Origin of the sequence: Paenibacillus sp. FSL H8-0537, assembly GCF_038051995.1 — a bacterium.
In the GTDB taxonomy this organism is placed as follows: Bacteria; Bacillota; Bacilli; order Paenibacillales; family Paenibacillaceae; genus Pristimantibacillus.
In genome coordinates this window covers 6,276,728-6,287,500 of record NZ_CP150290.1, presented here as the reverse complement: position 1 = coordinate 6,287,500, position 10,773 = coordinate 6,276,728, and the positions used below count along the sequence as shown (strand labels likewise).

General features: G+C 48.4%; 6 protein-coding genes, 11 tRNA genes and 1 rRNA gene (1 of these 18 running past the window's edge). 17 read left to right on the top strand and 1 reads right to left on the bottom strand.

Annotation, left to right across the window (positions count from 1 at the left end):
• From MHB80_RS26555 to MHB80_RS26475, 17 genes are all read left to right on the top strand, one after another.
• Nucleotides 1-34: transfer RNA gene (locus tag MHB80_RS26555), tRNA-Ala, on the top strand (it extends 42 nt beyond the left edge of the window).
• 296 nt (nt 35-330) lie between these two features.
• A 23S ribosomal RNA gene (locus MHB80_RS26550) occupies nt 331-3,266 on the top strand.
• 119 nt (nt 3,267-3,385) lie between these two features.
• Nucleotides 3,386-3,461 (top strand) — tRNA-Asn (locus tag MHB80_RS26545).
• A 3-nt stretch (nt 3,462-3,464) separates the two neighbouring features.
• Nucleotides 3,465-3,540 (top strand) — tRNA-Thr (locus tag MHB80_RS26540).
• Nucleotides 3,541-3,553: 13 nt separating this feature from the next.
• Nucleotides 3,554-3,628 (top strand) — tRNA-Glu (locus tag MHB80_RS26535).
• Between the two features lie 5 nt (nt 3,629-3,633).
• Nucleotides 3,634-3,708, top strand: a tRNA-Gln gene (locus MHB80_RS26530).
• A 5-nt stretch (nt 3,709-3,713) separates the two neighbouring features.
• Nucleotides 3,714-3,789: transfer RNA gene (locus MHB80_RS26525), tRNA-Lys, on the top strand.
• A 23-nt stretch (nt 3,790-3,812) separates the two neighbouring features.
• Nucleotides 3,813-3,897: transfer RNA gene (locus MHB80_RS26520), tRNA-Leu, on the top strand.
• A 165-nt stretch (nt 3,898-4,062) separates the two neighbouring features.
• Entirely contained in the window at nt 4,063-5,103 is a 1,041-nt protein-coding gene (locus MHB80_RS26515) for an ABC transporter substrate-binding protein (RefSeq protein ID WP_341279765.1), read from the top strand.
• Nucleotides 5,104-5,302: 199 nt separating this feature from the next.
• Complete coding sequence (locus MHB80_RS26510) at nt 5,303-6,940, top strand: helix-turn-helix domain-containing protein (protein ID WP_341279764.1); 1,638 nt, start codon at nt 5,303-5,305, stop codon at nt 6,938-6,940.
• A gap of 34 nt (nt 6,941-6,974) precedes the next feature.
• Nucleotides 6,975-7,712 carry an oxygen-insensitive NADPH nitroreductase gene (nfsA, locus tag MHB80_RS26505; RefSeq protein WP_341279763.1) on the top strand — a complete coding sequence of 246 codons (738 nt, stop codon included), beginning with the start codon at nt 6,975-6,977 and terminating at the stop codon, nt 7,710-7,712.
• 211 nt (nt 7,713-7,923) lie between these two features.
• Nucleotides 7,924-8,766 (top strand): ABC transporter ATP-binding protein, encoded by an 843-nt coding sequence (locus tag MHB80_RS26500; RefSeq protein ID WP_341279762.1) that lies wholly within the window; start codon nt 7,924-7,926, stop codon nt 8,764-8,766.
• A gap of 193 nt (nt 8,767-8,959) precedes the next feature.
• Nucleotides 8,960-9,034 (top strand) — tRNA-Gly (locus MHB80_RS26495).
• A gap of 6 nt (nt 9,035-9,040) precedes the next feature.
• A tRNA-Arg gene (locus MHB80_RS26490) sits at nt 9,041-9,117 on the top strand.
• Nucleotides 9,118-9,141: 24 nt separating this feature from the next.
• Nucleotides 9,142-9,218 (top strand) — tRNA-Pro (locus MHB80_RS26485).
• Nucleotides 9,219-9,223: 5 nt separating this feature from the next.
• Nucleotides 9,224-9,294: transfer RNA gene (locus tag MHB80_RS26480), tRNA-Gly, on the top strand.
• Nucleotides 9,295-9,412: 118 nt separating this feature from the next.
• A complete protein-coding gene (locus MHB80_RS26475) occupies nt 9,413-10,147 on the top strand; it encodes a class I SAM-dependent methyltransferase (RefSeq protein ID WP_341279761.1) in 735 nt (244 codons plus the stop codon).
• A gap of 241 nt (nt 10,148-10,388) precedes the next feature.
• Here MHB80_RS26475 and MHB80_RS26470 read toward each other — a convergent pair whose 3' ends face one another.
• Nucleotides 10,389-10,706 carry a hypothetical protein gene (locus tag MHB80_RS26470; protein WP_341279760.1) on the bottom strand — a complete coding sequence of 106 codons (318 nt, stop codon included), beginning with the start codon at nt 10,704-10,706 and terminating at the stop codon, nt 10,389-10,391.
• Nucleotides 10,707-10,773 lie beyond the last annotated feature (67 nt).

Below are 10,773 nucleotides of genomic sequence, written 5' to 3'. Positions count from 1 at the left end.
GAGGTCAGCGGTTCGATCCCGCTTGGCTCCACCAAAAAAGAAAATCGTTGTGTCTTTTCTGATGTTTATAGGCAGAAGAGGTTCAACAAAACTTGCACCTTGAAAACTGGATAGCGAAAGCAAAGAACGAAACATCCTTTAGCGAGAAATATCGCAGGAAGGCAAAGTAAGGAACGAACTTCGGTTTGCTCTTGCCCTTTGTTCTAACTGCAAGCGAAAGTATGGTCGAATGGGATGGACTTTTGGAAGTGTAAACTTTTGATCGGCAGGCAACTGTAGGATCAAGGTGAAACGGACAACGGCCAGCACATCGAGCATACTGGAGCATTTGGTTAAGCTAATAAGAGCGCACGGAGGATGCCTAGGCACTAGGAGCCGAAGAAGGACGTGGCGAACAACGATACTGCCTCGGGGAGCCGTAAGCAGGCTTTGATCCGGGGATTTCCGAATGGGGAAACCCAGCTGTCGTAATGGACAGTTACTTCTGACTGAATACATAGGTCAGAGTGAGGCATACCAGGGGAACTGAAACATCTAAGTACCCTGAGGAAGAGAAAACAAAAGTGATTCCGTCAGTAGCGGCGAGCGAACGCGGATTAGCCCAAACCAAGGAGCTTGCTCCTTGGGGTTGTAGGACGTCTCACATGGAGTTACAAAGGTGTGTGTTAGGCGAAGAGGTCTGGAAAGGCCCGCTATAAGAGGTAAAAGCCCTGTAGCCAAAAGCGCACACTCTCCGAGACGGATCCTGAGTACGGCGGGACACGAGAAACCCCGTCGGAATCCGGCAGGACCATCTGCCAAGGCTAAATACTCCCTAGTGACCGATAGTGAAGCAGTACCGTGAGGGAAAGGTGAAAAGCACCGCGGAAGCGGAGTGAAAAAGAACCTGAAACCGTGCGCTTACAAAAAGTCAGAGCCCTATTCATGGGTGATGGCGTGCCTTTTGTAGAATGAACCGGCGAGTTACGTTCACGTGCAAGGTTAAGTCGGGAAGACGGAGCCGCAGCGAAAGCGAGTCTGAATAGGGCGAATAAGTACGTGGTCGTAGACCCGAAACCGTGTGATCTACCCCTGTCCAGGGTGAAGGTGCGGTAACACGCACTGGAGGCCCGAACCCACGCACGTTGAAAAGTGCGGGGATGAGGTGGGGGTAGCGGAGAAATTCCAATCGAACTCGGAGATAGCTGGTTCTCCCCGAAATAGCTTTAGGGCTAGCCTCGAGGTATGAACGTCGTGGAGGTAGAGCACTGATTGGGTGCGGGGCCCGCCAAGGGTTACCAAGTCTAGTCAAACTCCGAATGCCATAGACGTGCTTCTCGGGAGTCAGACAGTGAGTGCTAAGATCCATTGTCAAGAGGGAAACAGCCCAGATCATCAGCTAAGGTCCCCAAGTGTGTGTTAAGTGGGAAAGGATGTGGAGTTGCAAAGACAACCAGGATGTTGGCTTAGAAGCAGCCACCATTTAAAGAGTGCGTAATAGCTCACTGGTCGAGTGACTCTGCGCCGAAAATGTAACGGGGCTAAACACACCACCGAAGCTATGACATGTGCCTATAGGGTACTTGGGTAGGGGAGCGTTGAATATAGGTTGAAGGTATACCGTAAGGAGTGCTGGACTGTATTCAAGTGAGAATGCCGGTATGAGTAACGAAAAGACAAGTGAGAATCTTGTCCGCCGAAAGCCTAAGGGTTCCTGAGGAAGGCTCGTCCACTCAGGGTAAGTCGGGACCTAACGCGAGGCCGAAAGGCGTAGTGGAAGGACAACAGGTTCAAATTCCTGTACCACCGTAAACCGTTATGAGCAATGGGATGACGCAGAAGGGCAGTGACGCGGACTGATGGAATAGTCCGTCCAAGCAGTGAGGCTGATGAGTAGGCAAATCCGCTCATCGTGAAGGCTGGGCTGTGATGGGGAGCGAAAATTATAGTAGCGAAGGTCATGCACTCCGGCTGCCGAGAAAAGTCTCTAGCCAGGTGAAGGTGCCCGTACCGCAAACCGACACAGGTAGGCGAGCAGAGCATGCTAAGGCGCGCGGAAGAACTCTCGTTAAGGAACTCGGCAAAATGACCCCGTAACTTCGGGAGAAGGGGTACCTCGGTAGGGTGAATAGCCCGAGGGGGTCGCAGTGAAAAGGCCCAAGCGACTGTTTAGCAAAAACACAGGTCTGTGCGAAGCCGTAAGGCGAAGTATACGGGCTGACGCCTGCCCGGTGCTGGAAGGTTAAGGGGAGCGGTTAGGAGCAATCCGAAGCTGTGAACCGAAGCCCCAGTAAACGGCGGCCGTAACTATAACGGTCCTAAGGTAGCGAAATTCCTTGTCAGGTAAATTCTGACCCGCACGAATGGCGTAACGACTTGGGCGCTGTCTCAACGAGAGATCCGGTGAAATTTTAATACCTGTGAAGATGCAGGTTACCCGCGACAAGACGGAAAGACCCCATGGAGCTTTACTGTAACTTGATATTGAACTTTGGTACGATCTGTACAGGATAGGTGGGAGCCATTGAAGCATGAGCGCCAGCTTGTGTGAAGGCGACGTTGGGATACCACCCTGATCGTATCGGAGTTCTAACCTAGGACCATGAAACTGGTTCGGGGACCGTGTCAGGTGGACAGTTTGACTGGGGCGGTCGCCTCCTAAAATGTAACGGAGGCGCCCAAAGGTTCCCTCAGAATGGTTGGAAATCATTCGGAGAGTGCAAAGGCATAAGGGAGCTTGACTGCGAGACCTACAAGTCGAGCAGGGACGAAAGTCGGGCTTAGTGATCCGGTGGTACCGAATGGAAGGGCCATCGCTCAACGGATAAAAGCTACCCTGGGGATAACAGGCTTATCTCCCCCAAGAGTCCACATCGACGGGGAGGTTTGGCACCTCGATGTCGGCTCATCGCATCCTGGGGCTGAAGTAGGTCCCAAGGGTTGGGCTGTTCGCCCATTAAAGCGGTACGCGAGCTGGGTTCAGAACGTCGTGAGACAGTTCGGTCCCTATCTGTCGCGGGCGCAGGAAATTTGAGAGGAGCTGTCCTTAGTACGAGAGGACCGGGATGGACGTACCGCTGGTGTACCAGTTGTTCCGCCAGGAGCACCGCTGGGTAGCCAAGTACGGACGGGATAAGCGCTGAAAGCATCTAAGCGCGAAGCCCCCCTCAAGATGAGATTTCCCAATTTAGTAAGACCCCTTGAAGACGACGAGGTTGATAGGTTCGGGGTGGAAGCGCAGCAATGCGTGCAGCTGACGAATACTAATCGGTCGAGGGCTTATCCTAACAACACGCTAAAGTTTCAGACTTTGTCTTTCGCATCCAGTTTTCAAGGCGCAACTCAATCGTAGCGTCTTTACCGTTGAACCTTTTTTATTAGGTCATTCAACGAACAGCTGAAATATTCCCTGATAGCTCAGTTGGTAGAGCACTCGACTGTTAATCGAGTTGTCACAGGTTCGAGTCCTGTTCGGGGAGCCATATGCTCTCATAGCTCAGTAGGTAGAGTGCATCCATGGTAAGGATGAGGTCACCGGTTCGATCCCGGTTGAGAGCTCCAGCTTTATACGTGAGGCCCGTTGGTCAAGGGGTTAAGACACCTCCCTTTCACGGAGGTAACAGGGGTTCGAATCCCCTACGGGTCACCATCTATTGGGGATTAGCCAAGCGGTAAGGCAACGGACTTTGACTCCGTCATTCTCAGGTTCGATCCCTGAATCCCCAGCCATTCATGAGTCATTAGCTCAGCTGGTAGAGCACCTGACTTTTAATCAGGGTGTCGTAGGTTCGAATCCTACATGACTCACCATTTTTCCTTATAGCTTTACCCATGCGCGTGTGGCGGAATTGGCAGACGCACCAGACTTAGGATCTGGCGTTTCACGACGTGGGGGTTCAAGTCCCTCCACGCGCACCATTTAATTAAACTCAACTCCTTTTATCTGAAAATGATAAGAGGAGTTTTTTGATGTTCATTTTATCAAGACCCATCCGCCAATTAATCCAGTAAAATACGCCTGATTTTCCATGTTGCAAGTTAGTTTGATTGTGTATAATGGCATAGCAGTGAGAATTACTATCAATGAAGAAGCAGAAAAGGGTGGGTTCGGTGGTAAATGGAACAAGGAAATACACGATTAGGTTAGCTACGCTGCTTATAGGGTGTCTGATCGTTCTTGCAGGCTGTGGAACAGCAGCAAATTCAGGTACGAAAACAACAGCATCTCCAGTACAGCAGACGACTGCAACGACTGAGCAAGAGCAGGCGGGCACTTCTAATACACGCGTTGTCACTGATTCATATGGAGAGAAAGAAATTCCGGCTAATCCGCAGCGCATTTTTTCAGTGAGTGCTACTACACCATTGCTGGCACTAGGCATTACGCCGATAGGCGGCTTGAATTATGAAATTACACCGGATTACTATTTAAATAGTTATAAAGATCAAATCACTATTGCTGGAGATTATCCAATTAATTATGAGTCTGTTTTGGAATTAAAGCCAGATCTTATTATCGCTTCTTCCTTTGTCGAAGCAGATGTAGTTGATCAGCTGAGCAAAATTGCACCTACAGTCATTTATCCATGGGAAGTAAATTTGTATGAGCAGCTAAAATTCATAGCCGGCGTTGTAGGGAAAGAAGCAGTGGCCGAGCAATGGATTAAGCAGCATGAAGAGAAAGCGGCGAAATACAAGGAGGAAATCAAGCAGTATGTTGAGCCGGATGAGACGGTTGCTGCTATCCAGATTTTTAAAAACTCCTTCCAGGTAGCTGGTAATCGCAACATGGGACATGTCCTCTATGATTTGCTGGGGCTTAAACCGCTGCCGTCGATTCAGAAGCAAATAGATGAAAGCGAAGATTATTTTGTTTATACCGATTCGCTATCCCTTGAAAAATTGCCGGAGTATGATGCCGACCGATTGATCGTCAAAGTAGACATTACACAGCCGGGTTCCGAGCAATTTTTTGAAGAAATGCAGCAATCGGCCATTTGGAAAAGTCTTTCCGCAGTGAAAAATGGCAAAGTTTATATCGTGCCGCATGAAAAATGGTGGTCCTATACTTTGTTCTCAACAGATGCTCTACTGGATGAAACGATGCAGCTATTCAAAAAATAAACAAAGTGCTGGCAAGGAAGCTTTCCTGATTCGACAGGAAAGCTTTTTTATATATAGGAAAGGATATGGTGTTTCCATCCTTTCTCTATATTTCTACGCGAAACGGAAGCTTTGCCGCCAAAGGACGGCTTCAGCCGTTTACGCTTGGGCATTTTTCCGCTACAATAAAATGATAGTATATCTGAGAATGGTTATCATAATGGGAGGGGAACAAGGGCAAATGGCGGATAAGGGTGAACACATAGATGATTTGCAGCTCCGCTGGGTTCAGATTAGCAAAGGTTCATTTACTGGAGGAATGCCAGCGTTGTCTCAGAACGCTAAGTTACATACGTTATGGACCATAATGCAAGGAACGGCAACGGTGATGCTTCATGGGCAGCCTATACAGCTTCAGCCAGGCACATGTGTTCTGTTCGAGCCCGAGACAACAATAGAGGTCGTTAGAGCAGTGGATGGACGGCTTCAGTATTATTCGCTTGAATTTGAAGCAGCTTCTGCCGGCGATGAAGAGGATGGGAGAGAGCTGCTTTCCTTCGCCGCTGGTCGCCCCCACTTCATTAAGCCATTTGCACCATTAATGGACGTTTTGGATTCTCTGTTTGATTTACGAACGGCTGTAAGCGGGATGGTACGATTTAAGCGCAATATTTTGCTGCAGGAGGGCATTTATTTAGTTGCCGCGGCTGCTTCAGCCTCTAACCACTCTAAGGATGGGGAGCATGTCGTAGAGCAAACGATTTTATATATGAAGGAAAACTATAAAGGTAAAATGACCCTGCAGGAGCTCGCGGATTTAGCGGGTGTCGGCATACGTCAGTATACGCATATGTTCAAGCAGTTGACGGGAGCAAGCCCGATGGATTATTTGGGCAAGCTGCGTATGGAGCGGGCCAAGAAGCTGCTGCTGGTGCCTTCGAATGATATGGTCACAGTAGCCAGTCATGTTGGCTTTAAGGATGAATTTTATTTTAGCAGAAAGTTTAAGCAGCATGTGGGGGTATCTCCTCGGGTATATGTGCAAACGAGAGAACCAAGGGTTATTGGCCTTCTTTATACGTCGCATTTGCTGGCACTTGGTCATGTGCCTGTAGGTGCACCTGATTACCATCTGTTCGAAAATTATTATGTGCGTGATCATGTAAGAGCCATGACACCTTTCAAATGGGAACCCTGTGACATGGAGGCTGTTCGCGCGATGAAGCCTGACTTGATATTAGGTTATGAGCATATGCGCTCTGAGGAGCAGGAGCAGCTTAGCCAGTTGGCCGAGGTGGTTCCTATTGATTGGCATACCCAGGACGTTTATGGGCAGCTGCGACAAATTTCAGCAGTTGTAGGCAAGCGGAGACAGGAACGAGAATGGATGGAGCGGCATTTGGCTAAAGCGGAACAAGCAAGGGTACGCATCGAGCGTCAGATAGGCGGCATGGAGACATGCGCTGTGCTGGTCATGGAGCGTGATACGTTCAGAGTAGTGGGGAGCCGCAATATGGGACATGTTTTTTTTCGGACACTTGGCCTCAATCCCCATCCACTTGTGAAGCAGCATATGGAGGCGGGAGCGCCGTTTATTTTTTCCGAGCCTAAGCCGTATGATGATCTGTCAAAATACGACGCTGATCGGCTCATAATCATGATTAATCCGAAGGATCAAGGGGCTCCAGAAACGTTTAACCAGTTGAAAATGTCCGAACGATGGCGGAATCTCGCGGCAGTACGCGGTGGCAGGATGCATATTGTTCCTTTCAACAAATGGTGGGTGTATTCGCCGCTTGCGATTGATGGGCAGCTTGATGAGGCGGTCGCTTTTTTGCATAAGGAAGATGTAAGTTAATAAGTGAAACTATATAAGAAAAGAGCTGATCGCAATGTGGCCTGAAACGATAGACGTGCTGCTTAATCACCGCTCCATTCGGAAATTTAAATCGAACCCCATTCCACAGCCGACCCTGGCAAAAATAATTGAGGCGGGGCAGCAGGCTTCAACCTCAAGCAGTATGCAGTGCTTCACGGTAATCAACGTGAGTGACCCAGATAAGCGAAAAAAGCTGGCTGAGCTTTCCGGCAATCAGGCCTATATTGAGGAATGTCCCGTATTTCTCGTCTGGTGCGCCGATCTGTACCGTTATGAGCAGGCAGCCAAGCAGCATTATGAGGGCGAGCTTACGAGCACGGTTGAAAATTTTATCGTAGCAACGGTTGATACCGCGCTGGCTGCTCAAAATGCAGCGATCGCAGCGGAATCGCTTGGCTATGGAATTGTTTATATTGGCGGCATCCGCAACAATCCCCAGGAGGTTTCAGCGCTTTTAGGACTGCCAGCGCATGTGTACCCCGTATTCGGGATGTGCATGGGAGAGCCGGATCAAGCGCCGCTGACGCGTCCAAGACTGCCACAGCAGGCGATTTTGCATGAAAATAGCTATGATCAGGATGCGGTGGAAAGCGGCATCCGGCAGTATGACGAGACGATTAGGCAGTATATGCTGGAGCGCTCAGAAGGCAAGCTGAATACGAGCTGGTCCGAATCAATGGCGGCCAAAATCAATCATCCCCGTCTGCATATGGGCGATTTTCTCCGCAGCAAAGGCTTCTTGCAAAAATAAGAAGCCTTTCGGCCGTGCATGGGCGATGCAAAATGATTTGGCCTAAACAATTGCTTTATTTTCATTGACATTATACGTGAGAACGATTATCATTAAATATTGAATGATACTGATAATAGTTATCATGTTTAATGAATGATAAGTCGTATGATTTTAAAATATTCAGCAAACAATCCGTATAAGCGGGCATCGGAAGGAGCGTGCATGTCATATGATTCGCCTCACAACATCGAATCTCGACATTGGTTATGATGAACGGTTAATCGTTCAAGATCTGAATATTGCTATCCCACAAGGAAAAATTACTGCGTTGGTGGGGTCCAACGGTTCGGGTAAATCGACGATTTTGAAAACAATGGCTCGTCTGATGAATCCATCTGCAGGCAGCGTATTGCTGGATGGGAAGTCGATTCATAAGCAAGCGACGAAAGAAGTGGCGAAGCAGCTGGCTATTTTGCCGCAAAATCCGACTGCTCCAGACGGACTGACCGTATCCGAGCTTGTATCGTATGGACGTTTTCCTTATCAGAAGGGCTTCGGCTCTGTGAGCAAGGATGACCGTAAAATTATCCAATGGGCCATTGAAGCGACGGGAATGGTAGATTTTGCTGACCGTCCAGTTGATCAGCTGTCAGGCGGTCAACGCCAGCGTGCTTGGATTGCGATGTCATTGGCACAGGAAACGGATATTTTATTTTTGGATGAGCCAACCACTTTCCTTGATATGGCGCATCAGCTCGAAGTATTGCATCTGCTTGAGAAGCTTAACGAGGTTAATAATCGTACGGTTGTTATGGTTGTCCATGACCTGAACCATGCTTCGCGTTATGCGCATCATATGATTGCTATCAAAAAAGGCAGTGTCGTCGGTGAAGGCTCGCCGCAAGAGGTTATGACACCGGAGATTTTGCGCGAGGTGTTTAACATTGAAGCTGATATTATGCCTGATCCGCGTACCGGTGTTCCGCTGTGCATGCCGTATGCGCTCGCAGGTGAGTCAGCTGCATCCAAAGTTATGCTTGATAAGAAGCCGGCACTAGCTGGAGTTGTATAGTCAGTCATCAAACCGTGCTTGCAGGAGCGCGGTTTGATTTTTATATGGCGGCCTAAAGCAAAGGGAAGGCCAAAAACTCAAAAAAGTTTTTTTAGAAAAAGTTAAAATAACAGTTGCAATTCCCTTCTCAACATGATATATTATTACTTGTCGCCACGATGAAACACTTAAGAAATACAGGCGAAAATATAATGCGGACGTGGCTCAGTGGTAGAGCATCGCCTTGCCAAGGCGAGGGTCGCGAGTTCGAATCTCGTCGTCCGCTCCATATTGCGCGCCCTTAGCTCAGCTGGATAGAGCGTTTGACTACGAATCAAAAGGCCAGGAGTTCGAATCTCTTAGGGCGCGCCATTTCTTTAAAAATGAATTATCTGTCGGGACGTAGCTCAGCTTGGTAGAGCACCTGGTTTGGGACCAGGGGGTCGCATGTTCAAATCGTGTCGTCCCGACCATATTTGCGGGTGTAGTTCAATGGTAGAACTTTAGCCTTCCAAGCTAATAGCGTGGGTTCGATTCCCATCACCCGCTTAAACGTTACAAAGTACGAAGAAAGCCTTGCGGTCTGCAAGGTTTTTTTTGTTCCTGTTTTTAAAGGTTGATAATTTTTAAGGACAAAATAGCCAAGCGCTAAGGAGGTTGAAGGTGGATGAAGCAAAACAAATACGATGAGTCCTCTTTTTTTACAAATTATAGCCAGATGGCTCGTTCGATTGGGGGACTCGACGCGGCCGGAGAATGGTCGTTTTTTCGGCAAATGCTGCCGAAGCTGGAGGGTGCAAACGTGCTCGATCTCGGCTGCGGATTCGGCTGGCATTGCCGCTATGCACGGGAACAGCATGCCCGCTCGGTTGTAGGGATTGACCTTTCGGGCAATATGCTGGAACGGGCAAGGGAAATGACAGACGATGGACAGATTGAATATCGCCAGCTTGCGATTGAGGACATCGACTTTCCAGCGGAGGAGTTTGATGTCGTCATTAGTTCGCTTGCGCTTCACTATGTGGAGCAATTGGGCGGCCTCTTCAATAAGATCCACCATTCCCTGACGCCAGGCGGCGCATTTGTCTTTTCGGTTGAGCATCCAGTGTTCACCGCGCTTGCCGGGCAGGATTGGCATTATGGGGCGGAAGGGGAAAAGCTGCATTGGCCGCTGGATGATTATCATAGGGAGGGCCAGCGTCAGTCCAGATTTCTGGAGCATGATGTCGTTAAATACCATCGTACAGTTTCGACCTACATGAACGCGTTGATTGAATCCGGATTCGAGCTTAAGCAGCTTTCGGAGCTGCAGCCGACAAAGGAGCTGCTGGCTAGCCATTCGGCTTGGCAGGAGGAAATGCGCCGTCCGATGTTTTTGCTAGTTTCAGTAGTGAAAAAATAACAAAATAAAGACTCTAATTGAATAAGATCTGGAATAACAACTCCATACTATACAGATTAAGTCCCAATACATCGATCATTAGTGACAATGGAGAAGCGATGAACAGAAAGCTTCTATGGCGAGTTTCAGCCATGGAAGCTTTTTTAGTAGCGTTTGTCTGATTGAAGAGGCTATAAAGGATTGTTTATTTGCTGGAAGATAAGATACCTGTAGCTGGCAAAAAGCTGACGCGTGCTGATCGCTAGTTTATTTTTATATGGGTAGAAATGATTCCCGATACGCAAGCGACAGCAAGAGAAAGGTAGGCCCATTTATTTTTTCTAAAATAGATGAGGAATACCGCGAGCAGGGCCAAGGCGGTGGACAGCAGCGAGGACAGCAATGCACCGCTCATAAATGCAGCATTCCGATAAGGGATATACAACTGTATGAGCATAAGAAGCAAACTGAAGGCGATAATGGCGATTTGATGATGGGTCAGGCGCAGGTAGCTGCCTTTTTTAGCCGTAGCTTTAACCGTTATAAAAGAAATAGCTGCGATAATTAGCAGCAATGGCAAGTAGAGCTGAACTATGAAAATCTCCTTCATTTCTTGATAAATTGAGATAGTTTCCTTTTTATACCAT

Bases quoted from the DNA above. Each gene is read 5' to 3' on its own strand.
- MHB80_RS26515 (WP_341279765.1), top strand. From the start codon at position 4,063: ATGAAGAAGCAGAAAAGGGTGGGTTCGGTGGTAAATGGAACAAGGAAA.
- MHB80_RS26510 (WP_341279764.1), top strand. From the start codon at position 5,303: ATGGGAGGGGAACAAGGGCAAATGGCGGATAAGGGTGAACACATAGAT.
- nfsA (WP_341279763.1), top strand. From the start codon at position 6,975: ATGTGGCCTGAAACGATAGACGTGCTGCTTAATCACCGCTCCATTCGG.
- MHB80_RS26500 (WP_341279762.1), top strand. From the start codon at position 7,924: ATGATTCGCCTCACAACATCGAATCTCGACATTGGTTATGATGAACGG.
- MHB80_RS26475 (WP_341279761.1), top strand. From the start codon at position 9,413: ATGAAGCAAAACAAATACGATGAGTCCTCTTTTTTTACAAATTATAGC.